The organism is Gemmatirosa kalamazoonensis (genome assembly GCF_000522985.1).
GTDB lineage: Bacteria > Gemmatimonadota > Gemmatimonadetes > Gemmatimonadales > Gemmatimonadaceae > Gemmatirosa > Gemmatirosa kalamazoonensis.
The window spans coordinates 4,641,645-4,659,197 of record NZ_CP007128.1 but is presented as its reverse complement, the minus strand read 5'-3'; the positions used below and the strand labels follow the sequence as shown (position 1 = coordinate 4,659,197).

Genomic DNA, 17,553 nt, shown 5'->3' with positions numbered 1-17,553 from the left:
GGGCAAGATTGAGCAGCCGCGTCGTGTCGTGACTCCTCCCTCCAGCCAGTCCCCGGTGCGCATCGGATCTCGTCCTCGCCTCGTCGTCGTCCTGCTGTCGCTCGTCGCGCTCGTCGTGGCGAGCGCGTGTCGCGAGAAGCCGAAGCGGAGCGTGGCCGAGCTGATGGTCATTCGCGGCGAGGGGCTCGCGCGACTCTCGCGCGGCGAGCTGCCGGAGGCCGAGGCGCAGTTCAAGCAGCTCACCGAGCTCGCGCCGGACGACCCGCTCGGCTACACCGATCTCGGGCTCACGTACCTGCAGGAGGGGCGGCTCGCGGAGGCCGAGGCGCCGCTGCGCCGCGCGCGCAAGCTCGACCCGGCGAGCATCGACGCCGGCCTCGCGCTCGCGAAGCTTCTCGCGCTCACGAAGCGCACCGACGACGCGCGCGAGCTGCTCGAGTCGCTCCGCAAGGGCGCACCGCGCGACGCGCACGTGCTGTACGCGCTCGCGCAGCTCGACGCGAAGGCCACCGACGCGGCGGGCGCCGCACGCTACGAGCAGCGGCTGCGCGACGTGCTCGGCGCGGTGCCGGCGAACCTCGCGGTGAAGGTGGAGCTGGCGGCCGCGCTCGCGCGCCGAGGCGCGGCCGACGCCGCCGTGCAGCAGCTCGAGGAGCTGCGCCGAACGCCACCGGAAGCGCCGGAGCCGGCGCGCATGGCGCTCGACAGCGCGCTGCTGCGTCTCCGGGCGGGGCAGGTGGCCGAGGCGCGCACGTCGATCGACCGGCTCGCGCGCGCGCTGGAGCTGACCGCGCCCTATCAGGCTTCGCTCGACGCGGTGCGATGGGTGGAGGGCCCGCTCGTCGGCCGGCAGTCGCTCACCTTCAGCCCGAAGGACTTCATCACGCTCCGCACGCTCGCGCGCAACGACAGCGCGGCGCCGGTGCGGTTCGTCGACGCGACGAGCGACGCCGGCATCGCGCCGGGCGCGCAGGCGCCTAACGCGTCGGGGAGCGCGCCGGCGGTGCTCGCGGCGGGCGACGTGGACGGCGACGGGACCGACGAGTATCTCGTCGCCGCGTGGTCGGCGGCGCAGCGGAAGTCGGTCGCGCGGCTCTACAACGCGCGCGGCGGCCTGTTCGCCGACGTCTCGACGCGCTCGGCGCTCGCGCTGCCGGACGGCGTGGTGGACGCGACGTTCGCCGATGTCGACAACGACGGCTGGCTCGACCTGTTCGCGATCGGCGGCGACGGGCGTGGGCGGCTGCTGCGCAACCGCGGCGACGGGCGGTTCGAGGACGTCACGGCGAAAGCGGGCGTCGGGGACGTGCGCGGGGCGCGACGGGCGCTGTTCGTCGATCTCGATCACGACGGCGATCTCGATCTCGTGCTCGTCGGCGGCGCGCAGCGCACCGTGTACCGCAACAATCTGGACGGCACGTTCACCGAGGCGACGGCCGCGTTCGGCCTCACCGGTGGTGAAGCACGCGAGGCGCGCGACGTCGCGTTCGGCGACTTCGACGGCGACGGGCGCGTGGACCTGTTCGTCGCGGGCGTCACGGACATGCTGTTCCGCAACGACGGTGCGTCGCGGCTGCGCGACGCGACCGCGGAGAGCGGCGTGGCGTCGACCGGCTCGACGGCGGTGGCGGTCGGCGACTACGACAACGACGGCGCGCTCGACGTGCTCGTCGCCGGCGCGAACGGCGCGGTGCTCTGGCACAACCACGGCGACGGCACGTTCGCGCGCGACGCACGCGCGGAGGCCGGGCTGGCGCCGCTGCGCGGCACGTCGGCGGCGGCGCTGCGGTTCCTCGACTACGACAACGACGGGTGGCTCGACGTCGTCGCCGTCGGCGCGGCACGAGAGCCTGACGGGCGCGGCGTCGTGCTGCTGCACAACGAGCGCGGCGCCGGCTTCGTCGACCGGGCGAGCGCGTTGCCGGACGCGGTGCGCGCCGCCACGGCGGTGCTGCCGACGGACGTCGACGACGACGGCGACCTGGATCTGCTGCTCGCCGACGCGTCGGGCGACGTGCGCCTGCTGCGCAACGTCAACGGGAACCACAATCTCGCGCTGAACGTGCAATTGAAGGCGCTGCGCACGGGCAGCGGGAAGAACAACGACTTCGGTATCGGCGCGCGGCTCGAGCTGCGGGCAGGGGAGCTGCAGCAGACGCGCGTGGTGACCGACCGCGTGACGCACTTCGGGCTCGGGCCGCATCTGAAGGCCGACGTGCTGCGCACCGAGTGGCCGAACGGGATGCCGCAGACGATCTACTTCCCGGGCACCGACCAGGACGTGCTGGAGATGGAGGCGCTGAAGGGCTCGTGCGCGTTCGCCTACACCTGGGACGGCACGCGCTTCCGCTTCGTGACGGACGCGATGTGGCGCAGCGCGTTAGGCATGCCGCTCGGTCTCATGGCGGGTGGGCGGGGCAGCGCGTTCGCGCCCGCCGGCGCGTCGCAGGAGTACGTGCGCATCCCCGGCGACGCGCTGCGGCCGAAGGACGGTCGCTACCTGCTGCAGCTCACCGAGGAGCTGTGGGAGACCGCGTACGCCGACGAGGTGAAGCTCCTCACCGTGGATCACCCCGACTCGGTCGACGTGTTCGTCGACGAGCGATTCGTGCCCCCGGGACCGCCGCTGAAGCTGCGGCTGTATCAGGTGGCGCGCCGGCAGGCGCCGCGGAGCGCGGTCGACGAGCGCGGCACCGACGTGCTGCCCGCGCTGCTGAAGAGTGACGACGTGTACGTGTCCGACCTCACGCCGACGCGCTACCAGGGCGTCGTCGAGCCGCACGACCTCGTGCTCGACCTCGGCGACGAGGCGGGGAAGGCGGGGACGGCGCTGTTCCTGCGCGGGTGGATCTACCCGACCGACGCGAGCATCAACGTCGCGCTGTCGCAGCAGTCCGCGGTGCAGGCCGTGCCGCCGTCGCTCGAGGTGCGCGACGCGCGCGGACGCTGGGTGACCGCGATCGCGAGCCTCGGCTTCCCGTCCGGGAAGGACAAGACGATGGTGATCGAGCTCGGCGGCCTGTTTCCGACGAGCGATCATCATGTGCGGCTGCGCACGACGATGCAGATCTACTGGGACCAGGCGTTCGTCGCGGCCGACGTCGCATCGAGTCCGACGACGATCGCGACGCTCGCTCCCACGTCGGCCGACCTGCACTACCGCGGGTTCTCGCGCACGTACCGCAAGGGCGGCCGCTACGGCCCGTACTGGTTCGCGTACGACGACGTGACGAAGGCGTCGCCGTGGCGCGCGATCACGGGCGCGTTCACGCGCTTCGGCGACGTGCGGTCGCTCGTCGGGACCGCGGACGACATGTACGTCGTGATGGCCCCCGGCGACGAGACGACGCTCGCGTTCGACGCGAGCTCCGAGCGCGCGCTGCCGAAGGGGTGGAAGCGCGACTTCCTGCTCTACACCGACGGCTGGATCAAGGACTCCGACCTGAACACGGCGCACGGCACGACCGTCGGCCCGCTGCCGTTCCACGCGGTGAAGTCGTATCCCTACGGACCCGGCGACGCGTACCCCACGGACCCGATGCACGCGCGGTTCCTTCGGGAGTACCAGACGCGCGTGGTCGGGAGACGTTAGGCAGGGCATGTCGCACGCGGAGACGCGGAGGACGCGGAGAACTTCCTCCGCTGGGTGAATGAACCGCAGAGGACGCAGAGGGCCGCAGAGGACATCATGTGCAGTCCTCGGCGGCCCTCTGCGTCCTCCGCGGTTCAATCCAAAGGGTCCGTTCTCCGCGTCCTCCGCGTCTCCGCGTGAGGCGCCTGTCGTCAAGCTTGCCCGGGCCCCAGATTGACCCCATGCACCCCCCGCTGCGCTCCCGCCCCGCCATCAGACGCGCGATCATCGCCGTGCCGTTCGTCGCCGCGATCGCGCTCGCGGCGCGCCTCGACCGCGAGCCGTTCGGCGGACGCGTCGATCCCGGCCACCCGGGGTTCGCGATGCGCGACGTCACCGCGGCGGCGGGGATCCACTTCGTCCACCATCGCGCCACGCTCGACCCGAAGCTCGCGAACGTCGAGCCACACATCGCCGCCGTCGGCGCGGGGGTCGCCGTGACCGACGTGGACGGCGACGGGTGGCCGGATCTCTACTTCACGAACAGCCGCTTCGGCGCGCCCAACGCGCTGTACCGCAATCGACGCGACGGCACGTTCGAGGACGTCGCGGCGCGCGCCGGACTCGCCGACCTCAATCGGCCCGGCGAGGGCGTGTCGATGGGAAGCATCTGGGGCGACATGGACGGCGACGGACGCGAGGACGTGCTCGTGTACCGCTACGGCTACCTCGCGCTGTTCCGCAACCGCGGCGGCGGCACGTTCGAGGACGTCACCGAGCGCGCGGGGCTGCGCCGATGGGTCAACAGCAACGGCGCGATCTGGCTCGACTACGACCGCGACGGGCGGCTCGACCTCTACGTCACGGCGTACTTCCGCAGCGACGTCGACCTGTGGCACGTCGCGTCGACGCGCATCATGCACGACAGCTTCGAGTTCGCGACGAACGGCGGCAAGAACCTGCTGTTCCACAACGTCGGCGGCGGCCGCTTCGAGGACGTCACCGACCGCATGGGCGTCGGGAGCACGCGGTGGACGCTCGCCGCCGCATCGGCCGACTTCGACGGCGACGGGTGGCCCGATCTGTATCTCGCGAACGACTACGGCCCCGAGGAGCTGTACCTCAACGACCACGGCAAGCGCTTCGTGCCGGCGAAGGCGGGGCTCGAGAGCGAGTCGAAGAGCGGCATGTCGGCGTCGCTCGGCGACGCGTACGGGCGCGGGCGGCTCGACGTGTTCGTGACGAACATCTCGGCCCGCGGCTACCTGTTCCAGAACAACAACCTGCGGCTGAACGAGATGGACGAGTCGCGGAAGTTCCGCAACGTCGCCGACGCGCAGGTGGCGGACGCGGGATGGGCGTGGGGCGCGCAGTTCGGGGACTTCAACAACGACGGCGCGAACGAGCTGTTCGTCGCGAACGGCTTCATCTCCGGCGACCGGGGCACGAGCTACTGGTACAGCATGTCGAAGATCGCCGGCGCGAACGGCGCGCTGTTCGAGGACGCGTCGCGGTGGCCGGCGTTCGGCAACGCCAGCCTGTCCGGCTACGAGCGCTCGCGCGTGTACGTGAATCGCGGGCTCGCCGGCTGGGTCGACGTCGCCGGCGCCGTCGGCGTCACCGACACGTACGATGGCCGCGCCGTGGCGCTCGCGGACCTGTGGAACCGCGGCGCGACCGACGTGATCGTCGCGAACCAGAACCAGCCGGCGATCGTCTATCGCGACGAGCCGGACCCCGCGAGCCACTGGATCGGCTTCCGTCTCGTGGGCACGCGCAGCAATCGCAGCGCGATCGGGGCCGAGGTCGTGATCGAGGCGAGCGGGTTGACGCAGCGGCGCGTCGTCGACGGCGGGATGGGCTTCGCGAGCCAGAACGACCGCCGGCTGCACTTCGGGCTCGGGCGACGCGAGTGGGTCGACGCGATCACCGTGAGCTGGCCGTCGGGCACGCGGCAGGTGCTGCACGGCCTCGCCGTGGACCAGCTCCACACGATCACGGAGCCGACGCGATGAGCGCGACGCAGGCCGCCGAGACCCCGGCGGGACCGCGGTCGTGGGCGCGGGATCTCGACCCGCGGCTGCTCATCGCTGGCCTCATCACGCTGGTGCTGGTCGTCGCGCAGCTGCGCTATCACGTCGTCGGCGGCTACGACCGACTGGTGCTCGCGCTGCTCGCGTGCACGGTCACCGAGGCGGTGCTGTCGTGGTTCGACCGCGGCAAGGTGGTGAACCTGCAGAGCGCGTACATCAGCGGCATCAGCCTCACGCTGCTGGAGAAGCCGCAGGGCGGCGCGCTGTGGCCGGTGCTGATCGGCGGCTTCCTCGCGATCGCGTCGAAGTACGTGCTGCGCTACCGCAACAACCACCTGTGGAACCCGACGAACTTCGCGATCGTGACGCTGCTGCTCGCGGCGCCGTCGCGCGTGTCGGTGCTGAGCCACCAGTGGGGGAACGACCTCGCGACGAACCTCGTGATCTGGGCGTTCGGCCTCCTCATCGCGTCGCGCGTGCGGGTGCTGCACATCACGCTGAGCTACGTCGCGGCGTTCTTCGCGCTCAACACGCTGCGCGCGCTCGTGCTCGGCCAGCCGGTGGCGCCGGAGCTCGCGCCGATCACGGGGCCGATGTACCAGCTCTTCGTGTTCTTCATGATCACCGACCCGCGCACCGTGGTGCGCGGCCGTCAGCGACAGATCGCCGTCGTCGTGGTCATCGCGGTGGTGGAGGCGCTGATCCGCTACGCCTCCGACCGCGGCGCGCCACTCCCCACCGCGTTCAACGCGGCGCCGCCGCTCGTCGCGCTGTGGCTCGTCGGGCCGGTGGCGAAGTGGCTCGATCTGCGGCGTTCAACTCACGAGTAGCCTTTCCTCAGCAGGAACCGCCCGGCCTTGGCGTAGTACGCCGGATCCGGCAGCTCCCAGCCCAACGTGTCCGCGAGCCGGTCGTACGTGTTGAACAGGAACGCGACGTAGAACGCGTCGCGTATCGCTTCCTTCGTCACGCCGGTGGCGAGCACCGCGCGCACGTCGTCGGGCGTGAGCAGCTCCGGGTGGAGCGTGAACGTCTCGAGCAGCCCGAGCATCGCCCGGAGCTTCTCGTCGATCGGGGCCGTCCGGTAGTTCGCGAGCACCGGTTGCATCGACCCGCTGCCGAGCGCCGCCTCCGCGACCGCGGAGTGGGCATTCGTTCAGAACGTGCACTGGTTCAGGTGCGAGACGAACGCGGCGAACGTCTCGCGCTCGCCAGGCGTCCACGGCGACGGGCCGCGCATCACACGCTGCGTGAGCTCGGACCACGGTCGGCCGAAGAACTCCTTGCGATACAGCAGCGTGCGCACGACGCCGGGCGCGTGGCCCATCACGACGCGCATCATGCCGAGCATCAGCTTGTCGCGGAGGCGATGTCCGCGGTGCACGTTGGGCAGTCTCATGCGAGGTCCAGGGCATCCAGCCCGGCGAGGAGTCTCCGGCGCGACGCGCCGAGGGCGGCGCTGACCACGATCTCGAACATCGGGTCGTCGCCGTACGTCGCGCGCAGCCGCGCGACGTCGTCGTCCGTCACGCGGTAGGCATGGTCGTGGATCTTGTCGACGAGCGCGCGCAGGTCGGCGGGGAGCACCTCGCGCGCGCGATCCGCCGCGGCGCGCCGCAGGGCGGGGGCGCTCGCTCCCGTGCCGTCGAGCACTCCGGCGATCACCTCGTCGCGCAGCGCCGCGTACGGATCGCTCGTCATCGCTCGTGATCGTTCACGCGGTGCGCGCGACGTCCACGTTGCTCGGCAGCGACATCTCCTCCAGCGCGCGGTCGCGCGTCTCCACGCCCGCGACCGCGAGGATCACCGCCGAGAGCGCGACCGGCGCCGCCATCACCAGCGCGAGCGCGGTGAAGCCCGGCACCGCCGTGAGCACCACCGCGGCGAGCGGCGGCGCCACCACGCCGCCCACCTTGCTGCACGCCGCCGCGAAGCCGCTGCCCGTGCCGCGCAGGTGCGTCGGGTACACCTCCGCGGTGTACGGCGAGAGCATCGCGGTGATGCCGCTCCCACCGACGAGCAAGGCGACCATGAGCGGCAGGAACCATCCCGCGTTGCGGCCTCCGGCGCCCGGATCCACCACGGCGAACGCGACGAGCGCCGCGGCGGTGAGGACCGCGAACAGGATCATGCTCTTCTTGCTGCTCCAGCGGCCGTACAGGTACGCCACCGCCACGGTCGCCGGCAGCGACACGAGCGCCGCGAGGAAGAGCAGCCGGCTCGCGCTCGCCGCGCTCAGGCCGCGGTCGCGCAGCACCGTCGGCGTGAACGTCACGAACCCCCAGTTCATGAGGCCCCAGCCGAGGGCGTAGGCGCCGACGCTGATCGTGTTGGGCACGTACGGACCGCGGAACAGGCTCAGCACCCGCGAGGGCGACGAGTCGCTCGGCGGCGCGTCCTGCGCCGTCGGCGGCGCCACGTCGGGCGGATCCTGCGTCACGACGACGCCGTAGCGCCGCATCACCTCGTGCGCTTCCGTCGTGCGCCCGCGCGCGAGCAGGAAGCGTGGCGACTCGGGGATCCATCGATTCAGCACGAGCAGGATGAGCCCCGTCGGCAGACCCGCGAACCAGAGGATGCGCCACGTGAAGTGCGGCTCCAGCAGCGCCGCGAGCCCGCTCGCCGCGAGGTAGCCGCCCACCGACCCGAGCCCGCCGTGCAGCACCACGAGCCAGCCGCGGTCGCGCGCCGGCATCGACTCCGTCATGAGCGCGTAGACGATCGGCAGCATGCCGCCCGCGGCGATCCCCATGAGGCCGCACATGAACAGGTTCCATCCGTACGACGGCATGAAGCCGCAGATCGACGTGCCGATGAACAGGATCGACGCGAGCAGGATCGCCGCGCGTCGGCCGACGCGGTCGGCGAGCACCCCCCACAGCAGCGAGCCGATGGTCGTGCCGATGAGCGCGACGAGCGGCAGGCTGGCGATCTGCTTCGTGGTGACCCCGTACTCCGACTTCATCCCGGGCGCAACGAAGCCGAGCGTCGCCGGCTTCATCACGTCGACGATGAGCGCGACGCCGAGGATGAACAGCAGCCCCCAGTGCTGCCGCGTGAGCCGCGCGCCGTCGAGCGCGCGCACGTGCACGCGCGGCGCGTGCGGCACCACGGCGGCTGCGCGGCCGAGCGGCACGATGCCGTAGGTCGCCAGGGCGAGCCCGCCGACGATGAGCGCCATCCCCGCGAGCATGAGCGTCGACATCGACATGCCGCGCATGTGGAAGCCCATGCCCGATGCCTCCGCGAAGTCCGGCACGTGCGCGAGCACGCCGGCCACGACGGCGGCGGTGCCTAACCAGAACGCCGCGGGGCTGTTGAACGTGACCCCGGCCGAATGCGGGATGCGGTCGCGCGTGGAGGGTGCGGACATCGGGGAAGGCATGCGGGGCGGGCGCGCCGGCGGCACCGGCGCGGGTGGGGTCCGTGTCTACTAACGTCGGGACCCGATCCCCGCAATCTGGGACAGGTCGGGCTCCGGCCCCATTCCGCGCAGCGCCGGCAGCGCGGCGAGCACCGCGGCGCGCGTCATCCCCAGCAGCGCGTGCCGGTCGATGAGCGTGTCGAGGTCTACCGGGTAGAGGTTGTGCCGGGACGGGTCGGCGAGCCCCGCGACGTTCCGCGGATGGATCGCGTCGGCCACCCACGCCGCGAACGCCCGCCGCGCGTCCGCGTCCGCCGGCGACAGCGTCCGCAGCCGGCGCAGCGCCTCGCCCGGCAGCGGCTCCGTGACGGCATCGCCGACGCCGAGGAAGCCGCTCCACGTCGCGTCGTCCTCGGGCGCCAGCCGCTGCCCCACCTCGGCGAACGACACCGTCGCGAAGTAGAGCATCGCGTGCGCGGCGAGCAGCTCGAAGTGCGCCATCGCCTCGTACGCGCCGGCGACGAGCCGGTCGATCTGCGTCGCCTCCGCCGCGAGCGCCGCGTCGTAGCGCGCGAGCCACGCCGCGTTAGGCACTCCGTGCTCGAACGCGAGCGCCAGCCGCTCGACGGCGCGCAGGCCCCACGCGATCCCGGTCGAGAACAGCGGGTCGACGAACGCGTACGCATGCGGCAGCAGCAGCCAGCCATCGCCGGCGGCGCGCGCGAGCCGGTGCTGCACCCGCGGCACGAACCCGATCGGCGTGCGCGGCGTCGCGTCGTCGTACGCGGCGCCGATCGTCGGATAGCGCTCGACCACCGCGCGCCAGAGGGCCGCCGGATCCGGCGCGTCGGCGCCGAGCGACGCGAGGCCGCGCGGCGTGAGCAGGAACCCCGCGCTCGTCACGTCGTCGTCGAAGCGCAGCGCGTACATCCACCCCTCGTCGATGACGTGGTGCACGGCGGCGCGGTCGTCGGGGTAGGGTCCGTCGGGCAGTCCCGGCACGACGTCCGGCATCGTCCGCACGCCGTCGAAGTGCGAGTACACGAGCGCCGACTGCGTCTCCACACGGTCGAGCGCCGACGGGATCGCGAGCTGCCGCGCGAGGAATCCGCCGGGCCCCGACGCGTCGACGACGAATTCCGCGCGCAGACCGAGCGGCTCGCCGCCGCGCGTGCCCGTCAGCCGCCACCCGCCGGGCGCACGCTCGGCGCCCGTCAGCTCCACGCGGTCGCGGTAGTCGACGCCCGCGGCGACGGCCTCGCGCACGAAGTGGTGGTCGACGTCGGCGCGCAGCCAGTGCGTGTCGGCGATGTCGTCGCTCGGGCTCGCGGCGACGAGCAGCCGCTCCGAGTCGAGCCCCGCGTTCTCGAATGGGCGCCCCGGATGGTGCCGGTAGAACGTGAACCCGCGCTTGAGACCACGCCGCACGCCCGCGTGGTGTGCGAGCCATCGCCCGTGCGTCGCGAGATGCCAGCAGTCGGCCAGCCCGTAGCGCCGCGCCAGCCGCTCCAGCGACAGGTTGGCGAGCGGCGTCGTCGACTCGCCGATCGCGAACCGCGGATGCGTCCCGCGCTCCAGCAGCACGACGTCGTGGCCGAGCACCGCCAGCACCCGCGCCGCGAGCGACCCGGCGAAGCCGCTGCCGACGACGGCGATCTCACGGCGAGTCATCGGCGTGGCTCCGTTCGCTCACGCGCAGCGGGGAGGCGGAGAACTAGCGCTCTGAATCGAACCGCAGAGGGCCGCAGAGGACTGTCCTGTTGAGTTGAACCACAGAGGACACGGAGGACACGAAGGAAACCAACAAGACTGGTTCTCCTCTGTGTCCTCTGTGTCCTCCGTGGTAAGAAGCCGTTGAAGTAGTTGCCGTTCTCTGCGGCCCTCTGCGGTCCTCTGCGGTTCAAGAATTCTCCGCGTTCTCCGCGCCTCCGCGTAAGATCCGAACGGCATCACGCGCCGCACGCCTCGCAGCGGATCCGCGGCTCGGCGTGTCCCGTGACGTTGATCCGTCCCAGCCGCTCGATGCGTGCCGACCGACACACCTCGCACGCCGGCAGCCGCGCCGCGTCCCACAGATCCACCGTCACGACGGTGGGCCCGAACGCGAGGCACCGGTCGAGCACATCCTCGAGCTGCGCGAGCGTCGGCGGCGTGAACTCGCCGAGTGCGGCGAGCCGCTCCATCTCGCCGTTGCCGCCGCGCACCGGGATGACGCACGCCATCGCCGCGCCCCGCGCCGCCGCGTGCTCCACCGCGCGCACCGTCCACTCCACGCTCTCCGCGACGGGCACCGACGGCGCGCCGAGCAGCACGAACACGCGCAGATCCACGTCGTGCGCCGCGAGATACGCCGCCGCGCGATCGAAGCGATCGACGTCGAGCCGCTTGTTGATGCGCGCCGCCGCCGCCGGGTGGATCGTCTCGAGACCCATCGCCACCTCGAGCCGGCCCGGGATCGACCGCGCGAACGCGACCGTCGCCGGCCCCACCGTGCTCGCGTGCGACTCCACCGTCACGCCGCGGAACCGCGCGCCTAACGACGCGAGGGCCGGCAGATCTTCCGGCGGCACCGCGCGCCGGTCGAAGAAGTTGCTCGCGTTGTACAGCTTGACTCGGTCGGGCAGTGCGCCGTCGAACGCTTCGAGCACGTCTGCCACCTGTCGCGGCAGCGCGCCGGGCGGCGTCGGCCCCTCGATCGTCCACCGCCACAGATCGCAGAACGAGCAGGTGAACGGGCACTCCGCGCCCGCGAGAAAGATCGTGAGCGCGCGCTCCAGCGTCCCGTCGGGCCGTCGCTCCACGTCCACGGCGGTGCCGTGCGCCCGGTACGCGTCGACGGGCGGCTTCGGCGGGCGCAGCGCGCGGATGCGACGGTCGACGGTCGTCACGCCATCGCCGCGTGCAGCGCCTCGAACCGGCGCCGGTAGCGCGCCTCGTTGCGCGGGAACAGTCGCGGCACCTGCTCCGACTCCACCGCGCCGTGCTGGAAGCGGCGCTTCGGAAATACCGGCATCTCGACGCCGAGCACGGTGCGCATGCCGCGCGACACGATCTCGCCCTTGAGCGCGTAGAGCCGCTCGTGCGAGCCCGCCGTGAGCGCGGCGAACGGGATGGCCTCCGCCACCGCGATCACCGACGGCCGCGTGTACGGGCTGAACGTGATGAAGCCGTGTGCCTGCGCGCACGCGTAGCCGCGCACGCATCCGCGGCTGTAGCCGCCCGAGTACGTGAGCGAGTGCTTGATGGACTCGACGCCCCAGCCTTCCTGGTACAGCATGCGGTTGTTCACGACGCTGCGGATCGTGAGCTCGCTGTTCTCCTCGATGGGATAGTCCTTCAGGTTCTCGTCGCCGCCGTCGCCGTCGACGAGCAGCCGCCAGTCCGGGTAGCGCTCGCGCAGCGCGCCGAGCAGCGCGAGGTTCACCGCGGCGCACTCGACGTCGAGCGGCTTGTAGTCCTCGATCACCCCGACCGCGCGCAGCGGGTCGAGCGCCGACGACGGCACGTCCACCGTCTCGCCGAGCATCTCGAGCCCCGTGCGGGTGAGGAACTCGCGCGCCTGGCGCGCGTCGTCGCCCCCGCCGTCCACGCTGAGCGTGAACGCCTTGAGCCGCGCCGGCGACTGCCCCGCGTCGAGCAGCGCGCGATTCAGCGCGAGCAGCACCGACCCGCTGTCGATCCCGCCCGAGAACGGCACGCCGATCGGCGCCTCGGGCTCCTGCTGGGCGAGCCACCGGCGCACCTCGCCGTACAGCGCCGACACGTAGCGCTCGCCGATGACGTCCAGGTCGTTAGGCAGCGTCCCGCGCGGCGGGTCGAAGAAGCGGCGGTGCACGGGGTTCGGATCGGGGCAGCCGACGAGCCGCAGCGTGGTGACGTGGTGCGCCGGCACCATGCGCGTGTAGCTCGGGTGGAACTGGTCGCCCCAGCCGAGCCGCGCGAGCTCCGCCGCGATCTCGTCGATCCGCTCCGCCACGATGAGCACCGGCCCGTCGGCGGCCTTCGCGAGGAAGTAGCGCAGCGGCCGGTCGAGGCTCCGCGCGAGCAGCACGCGCTCGCCGTCGCGCGCGACGAGCGCGAACGAGCCGTCGATGGCGAGGACGTCGCTCGGGTCGGCGGAGAGGAGGCGGCGTCGCGCCTCCGACTCGTCCATGCCCCACAGGTGCTGCGACTCGGGGCGCACCAGCTCGATGACGCGGGCGATCGGGTATTGCATGCGCGGAGGGGACGGAGGAGACGGAGGTGAGCGCGAAATCTACCGCGACGCACGCAGGCCGAGGAACGCCATGAGCTCCTCCGCCGCGGCGCCGCCCGCGCGGTTGGCGCCGATCGTCGACGCCGACGGACCGTAGCCGACGAGGTGTACGCGGGGGTGCTTCGCCACCTGCGTCGCGAGCCGGCCGGTCATCACGATGCCGCCGTTAGGCTCGCGCAGCATGAGCGGCGCGAGGTGGTCGAGCGAGGAGCGGAAGCCGGTGCACCACAGGATGACGTCGGCGCGCATCGTCGTCCCGTCGGGCCACCGCACGCCGTCGTCGAGGATCTCGGCGAACATCGGGAGGCGGTGCAGCACGCCGCGCGCGCGCATGTCCTCCACCGCCGGCGTCACCGGCAGCCCGGTCACCGACACGACCGACAGCGGCGGCAGCCCATGGCGCACGCGGTCCTCCACCATCGCCACCGCCGCGCGCCCCGCCGCCTCGTCGAACGGCCCCGTGCGGAACTCCGGTGGGCGGCGCGTCACCCACGTCGTCGTCGTCACGCGCGAGATCTCGTCGAGCAGCTGGATCGCGGAGATGCCGGCCCCGACGACGATGACGTGCCGGCCGATGAACTCCGCTGCCGTGCGGTAGTCCTTCGTATGGAGCTGTCGCCCCCGGAAGCGCTCGGCGCCCGGATACTCCGGGACGTACGGCGTCTCCCACGTGCCCGTCGCGTTGACGATGCCGCGCGCCGAGATCTCGCCGTGGTCCGTCTCGACGACGAGGCGATCGCCGCGCTGGCACACCACCGTCACCGTGACCGGGCGGTAGACCGGCAGCTCGAACGCCCGCTCGTACGCGGCGAAGTAGCGCGGCACGGCGACGGCCGCGGGCACCTCCGCCGCCTCGGTGTCCACCGCGTCGGCGAAGCGCATTCCGGGCAGGTCGTGGATGCGGTTCACGGTGCTGAGCGTGAGGCTCGGCCACCGATGCTGCCACGCGCCGCCCGGGCTCGGCGACCGATCGAGCACCACGAGGCCGCGCAGCGGCGTTAGGCCGCGGCGCTTCAGGTGGTACGCCGCCGACAGCCCCGCCTGCCCGGCGCCGACGACGACGATCTCGGTCCGCAGGCGCAGCCCCGCGGCGGGCGTGGGTGCGACGTCGCTCACCCGTGCACGGTACTACATTCGTCTGGACTCGCTACCCTGCCAGGAGGTGCTCGCGTGCGGCTGGCACCGCATCGTCCGGACGTGAAGCGCGTCGCCGTCATCGCCGCGGCGATGCTGGGCCCGAGCAGCTGTGGCGGAGGCGGCCGCACCGCCGTGGACCCGCCGCCGCCGCTCGTCTGCAGCGACATCGACGCGGGGCAGACGCTCACCGCGGGAGCGCAGCACGTGGGCAACGTGGTGATCGTCACGATCCGTACCGTCAGCTTCGCGGTCGGGTGGCAGGTGACGAGCGTCGGCGAGGCGGTCGGCGCCACCGTGACCACGACCGCGCTGCCGCGGCTCGCCGGCGACTCGCTGGTCGTGCGCGCGCAGCTCGAGACACCGAGCACCGCGCGCGTCGACTTCCTCGTCGAGTCGACGCTCACCGACGCGCAGGGCAAGAGCTGCGACGTTAGGCGCACGTTCCACCTGCTCATCAGCTCCACCGGCGTGCAGGTCGCGTCCGCGCCCCCCGACCGCCGCCCGCTGAGCGGCCCCGGCATCTAGCCGAGGTGACGTCGCGGCCGCCCGCCGAGATACATTCCGCGCTATGTCGACGACCACCACTCCCGCGCCGAACGGCAACGTCCTCGAGACCATCGACGGCGCGTCGGTGCGCCGCATCCACCTGTTAGGCGTCGCCGGGACCGGCATGGGCGCGTTCGCGGGCATGCTGAAGGCCGCCGGCTACGACGTCACCGGCAGCGACACGAACGTCTACCCGCCGATGAGCGACATGCTGCGCGCGTGGGAGATCGACGTGATGACGCCGTACGACCCCGCGAACCTCGACCGTGCGCGCCCCGACCTGGTCATCGTCGGCAATGTGATCCGCCGCGAGAACCCCGAGGCCACCGCGGTGCGCGAGCGCGGCCTGCCGAGCATGAGCTTTCCTGCGGCGTTCGGGTCGCTCATCCTCGCGACGCGCCACTCCGTCGTCGTCGCCGGCACGCACGGCAAGACGACGACGTCCGCGCTCATGGCGCACGTGCTGGCCGCCGCCGGTCTCGACCCGACGTTCCTCGTCGGCGGCGTGACGCGCAACTACGACAGCAACTTCCGGCTCGGCAAGGGCCCGCACGCCGTCGTCGAGGGCGACGAGTACGACACGGCGTACTTCGACAAGGGCCCGAAGTTCATGCACTACCGCGCGCGCACGGCGATTCTCACGAGCCTCGAGTTCGACCACGCCGACATCTACCGCGACCTGCCGCACTACGAGTCGGCGTTCGAGCGGTTCGCCGCCGTCGTGCCGCCCGAGGGGCAGCTCATCGTCAGCGCGCAGTACCCGCGGCTCGTCGCGATCGCGCGCGCGCACGGCGAGGCGCCGGTGGTCACCTACGCCGCGGCGCCGCACGAGGTGCCCGACACGCGGTTCCAGGCCGTCGACGTGCGGCTCGGTCCCGACGGCGCGCGGTTCCGCGTGCGCGACGCGGAGCGGGGAAGCACCTCGCCGGAGTACCATCTGCCGATGGCCGGCTATCACAACGTCGAGAACGCGGTCGGGGTGTACGTCGCGGCGCGCGCGTTGGGCCTCACCGACGAGCAGATCGCGCCGGGGTTCGCGACGTTCGCCGGCGTGAAGCGGCGCCAGGAGCCGCGCGGCGAGATCGGCGGCGTGCTCGTGCTCGACGACTTCGCGCACCACCCGACCGCGGTGCGCGAGACCGTCGCGGCCGTGCGGGCGCGCTACCCCGACCGCCGCCTGCTCGCCGTCTTCGAGCCGCGGTCGAACACGAGCCGCCGCAACCTGCACCAGGCCGAGTACGGCGAGGCGTTCGAGGGCGCGCAGCACGTCTTCCTGCGCGAGCCCGAGCCGCACGACAAGGTGCCCGTCGATCAGCGGCTCGACGCGCACGCGGTCGTGCGCGCGCTCGAGGCCCACGGCATCGAGGCCGAGGTGCACGAGCCGGTGCCGACGCTCGTGCAGTGCGTCGCCGACACCGCCGCGCCGGGCGACGTCGTGCTCGTGATGAGCAACGGCGCGTTCGGCGGCTTCATCCCGTCGCTGCTCGACGCGCTCGCCTCACGCGCGGCGCGCCGCGCGCAGGACGCGCCTAACGGCTGACCGGGGCGGGCTGCGTGTGCGCCGGCGTCTGCGGCCCCGAGCCGAGCACGCCGCGCCCGATCGCCGTGATGCCGACGGCGATGAGCAGCAGCGTGGCGACGACGCCGAGCAGTCGGATCGTCAGCGCGCGCCGCTCCTCGGTCGCGCGCCGCGCCATCACCGACGAGCCGTGGGCGACGACCGCGGCCACGAGCATCGTCGCGAGGTGGCCGATCAACGCGCCGTAGAAGACGCCGCCGATCACGAGCGCGACGCCGAGCAGGATCTGGAGGTCGAGCAGGCCGGTGAACGCCGCGGTGAGCCCGCGCGCCGCGCCGACGGGACGGCGCGCGACGAGGCCGTACGCGAAGACGAGCGCCGCGAGCACGCCCACGAGGAGCACGAGGTAGCGGAGCCCCGAATGGGCATGGTAGAGGATGTTCATGGCCCGCAATCTACGCGGCCGCGCACCCTCGCAGCTCTCAGAAGGCCGGCACGAGCGGAGCGAGCGTCCACGCGAGCACGGTCGTCGGCTCGCCGAGCGTCAGGATGCGCCGCACCCACGCGCGGCAGTCCACGGGCGCCGCGTCGCTCGGCGACACCCACAACGCGAAGTCCACGACGTGCGCCGTCTGCTGCGCGCGCTCCAGCAGCGCCTCGTACGCCGTACGGTGCGGGGCGGGAACGAACGTCGCGATCGGATGCCCGAGCAGCGCGTCCGGCGGACGGCGGAGCAGGAGACAGGCAGCCGTGTTCGCGTGGGTCACGACGCCGTCGAGCGTGGTGACGAGCGTCGCCGTCGGCAGCCCGTCGAACACGTCGCGGTACCACGTCGCCGCCGCGTCCGCGGTGACCGGCCCCGGGAGCGCCGGCCGGTCGGCCGGGCAGCCGAGCCCAAGGCCCTCGATCGACGCGCGGCGGGGCAGCTTCAGGACGTCCGCATCTCGGCGCGGCACGCGCGGCGGCGTGCGCACCGCGTGCCGGTGCATCTCTTCGGTGGGGTCTCTCGGGATGTCAGGCATGGTCGGCGCGCGGGCCCCGGAGCGACGTCCGGCGTGCTCCCGTGTCTTGCAACCATTGGAGTCCCATGTCAACGGATCTGCTCCGTCCATTGGCGAGAATTAGCCC

At 72.5% G+C, this 17,553-nt stretch carries 15 protein-coding genes; 5 read left to right on the top strand and 10 right to left on the bottom strand.

What is annotated here, in order from left to right:
* Positions 1-55: 55 nt before the first annotated feature.
* The 3 genes from J421_RS20340 to J421_RS20330 all read left to right on the top strand — a co-directional run bounded on the left by J421_RS20340 (position 56) and on the right by J421_RS20330 (position 6,434).
* The gene (locus J421_RS20340; RefSeq protein ID WP_025413015.1) at positions 56-3,592 is read left to right on the top strand and encodes a CRTAC1 family protein; all 3,537 of its coding nucleotides are present in this window, start codon (positions 56-58) and stop codon (positions 3,590-3,592) included.
* Between the two features lie 221 nt (positions 3,593-3,813).
* Positions 3,814-5,586, top strand: coding sequence for a CRTAC1 family protein (locus J421_RS20335; protein ID WP_025413014.1), 1,773 nt, complete (start codon positions 3,814-3,816; stop codon positions 5,584-5,586).
* Positions 5,583-6,434, top strand: a complete 852-nt coding sequence (locus tag J421_RS20330; protein WP_104022865.1) for a hypothetical protein — start codon at positions 5,583-5,585, stop codon at positions 6,432-6,434. The genes J421_RS20335 and J421_RS20330 overlap by 4 nt, the downstream gene beginning before the upstream one ends.
* Here J421_RS20330 and J421_RS33685 read toward each other — a convergent pair.
* The 8 genes from J421_RS33685 to J421_RS20295 form a co-directional block, all read right to left on the bottom strand.
* On the bottom strand, positions 6,425-6,712 hold the full coding sequence (locus J421_RS33685) for a carboxymuconolactone decarboxylase family protein (RefSeq protein ID WP_201773051.1): 288 nt from the start codon (positions 6,710-6,712) through the stop codon (positions 6,425-6,427). The genes J421_RS20330 and J421_RS33685 overlap by 10 nt on opposite strands.
* A 48-nt stretch (positions 6,713-6,760) precedes the next feature.
* Positions 6,761-7,003, bottom strand: a complete 243-nt coding sequence (locus tag J421_RS33680; RefSeq protein WP_201773050.1) for a carboxymuconolactone decarboxylase family protein — start codon at positions 7,001-7,003, stop codon at positions 6,761-6,763.
* A complete protein-coding gene (locus J421_RS20320) occupies positions 7,000-7,305 on the bottom strand; it encodes a carboxymuconolactone decarboxylase family protein (RefSeq protein WP_025413012.1) in 306 nt (101 codons plus the stop codon). Before J421_RS20320 ends, J421_RS33680 begins: the two co-directional genes overlap by 4 nt.
* Positions 7,306-7,318: 13 nt before the next feature.
* Complete coding sequence (locus J421_RS20315; RefSeq protein WP_025413011.1) at positions 7,319-8,977, bottom strand: MFS transporter; 1,659 nt, start codon at positions 8,975-8,977, stop codon at positions 7,319-7,321.
* A gap of 60 nt (positions 8,978-9,037) precedes the next feature.
* Positions 9,038-10,639, bottom strand: a complete 1,602-nt coding sequence (locus J421_RS20310; protein WP_025413010.1) for an NAD(P)/FAD-dependent oxidoreductase — start codon at positions 10,637-10,639, stop codon at positions 9,038-9,040.
* Between the two features lie 278 nt (positions 10,640-10,917).
* Positions 10,918-11,856: an archaeosine biosynthesis radical SAM protein RaSEA gene (locus tag J421_RS20305; protein ID WP_025413009.1), complete on the bottom strand. Its 939-nt coding sequence runs from the start codon at positions 11,854-11,856 to the stop codon at positions 10,918-10,920.
* Complete coding sequence (locus J421_RS20300; RefSeq protein ID WP_025413008.1) at positions 11,853-13,184, bottom strand: asparagine synthase-related protein; 1,332 nt, start codon at positions 13,182-13,184, stop codon at positions 11,853-11,855. The genes J421_RS20305 and J421_RS20300 overlap by 4 nt, the downstream gene beginning before the upstream one ends.
* Positions 13,185-13,223: 39 nt before the next feature.
* Complete coding sequence (locus tag J421_RS20295) at positions 13,224-14,339, bottom strand: NAD(P)-binding domain-containing protein (RefSeq protein WP_025413007.1); 1,116 nt, start codon at positions 14,337-14,339, stop codon at positions 13,224-13,226.
* Positions 14,340-14,393: 54 nt separating this feature from the next.
* On the opposite strand from J421_RS20295, the gene J421_RS20290 reads away from it, so the two are divergent.
* The gene (locus J421_RS20290) at positions 14,394-14,885 is read left to right on the top strand and encodes a hypothetical protein (RefSeq protein ID WP_025413006.1); all 492 of its coding nucleotides are present in this window, start codon (positions 14,394-14,396) and stop codon (positions 14,883-14,885) included.
* Between the two features lie 43 nt (positions 14,886-14,928).
* Entirely contained in the window at positions 14,929-16,446 is a 1,518-nt protein-coding gene (locus tag J421_RS20285; RefSeq protein WP_104022862.1) for a UDP-N-acetylmuramate--L-alanine ligase, read from the top strand.
* On the opposite strand, the gene J421_RS20280 is transcribed toward J421_RS20285, so the two are convergent.
* Together J421_RS20280 and J421_RS20275 are read right to left on the bottom strand one after the other, a co-directional pair.
* Positions 16,436-16,870 carry a hypothetical protein gene (locus tag J421_RS20280; RefSeq protein ID WP_025413004.1) on the bottom strand — a complete coding sequence of 145 codons (435 nt, stop codon included), beginning with the start codon at positions 16,868-16,870 and terminating at the stop codon, positions 16,436-16,438. The genes J421_RS20285 and J421_RS20280 overlap by 11 nt on opposite strands.
* A gap of 37 nt (positions 16,871-16,907) precedes the next feature.
* On the bottom strand, positions 16,908-17,447 hold the full coding sequence (locus J421_RS20275) for a PAS domain-containing protein (protein WP_148306420.1): 540 nt from the start codon (positions 17,445-17,447) through the stop codon (positions 16,908-16,910).
* Between the last annotated feature and the right edge of the window lie 106 nt (positions 17,448-17,553).

Excerpts from the sequence above, each read along its gene's own strand:
- J421_RS20335 (WP_025413014.1), top strand. The coding sequence starts at position 3,814 with ATGCACCCCCCGCTGCGCTCCCGCCCCGCCATCAGACGCGCGATCATC.
- J421_RS20330 (WP_104022865.1), top strand. The coding sequence starts at position 5,583 with ATGAGCGCGACGCAGGCCGCCGAGACCCCGGCGGGACCGCGGTCGTGG.
- J421_RS33685 (WP_201773051.1), bottom strand. The coding sequence starts at position 6,712 with ATGCAACCGGTGCTCGCGAACTACCGGACGGCCCCGATCGACGAGAAG.
- J421_RS33680 (WP_201773050.1), bottom strand. The coding sequence starts at position 7,003 with ATGAGACTGCCCAACGTGCACCGCGGACATCGCCTCCGCGACAAGCTG.
- J421_RS20320 (WP_025413012.1), bottom strand. The coding sequence starts at position 7,305 with ATGACGAGCGATCCGTACGCGGCGCTGCGCGACGAGGTGATCGCCGGA.
- J421_RS20315 (WP_025413011.1), bottom strand. The coding sequence starts at position 8,977 with ATGTCCGCACCCTCCACGCGCGACCGCATCCCGCATTCGGCCGGGGTC.
- J421_RS20310 (WP_025413010.1), bottom strand. The coding sequence starts at position 10,639 with ATGACTCGCCGTGAGATCGCCGTCGTCGGCAGCGGCTTCGCCGGGTCG.
- J421_RS20300 (WP_025413008.1), bottom strand. The coding sequence starts at position 13,184 with ATGCAATACCCGATCGCCCGCGTCATCGAGCTGGTGCGCCCCGAGTCG.
- J421_RS20285 (WP_104022862.1), top strand. The coding sequence starts at position 14,929 with ATGTCGACGACCACCACTCCCGCGCCGAACGGCAACGTCCTCGAGACC.
- J421_RS20280 (WP_025413004.1), bottom strand. The coding sequence starts at position 16,870 with ATGAACATCCTCTACCATGCCCATTCGGGGCTCCGCTACCTCGTGCTC.
- J421_RS20275 (WP_148306420.1), bottom strand. The coding sequence starts at position 17,447 with ATGCCTGACATCCCGAGAGACCCCACCGAAGAGATGCACCGGCACGCG.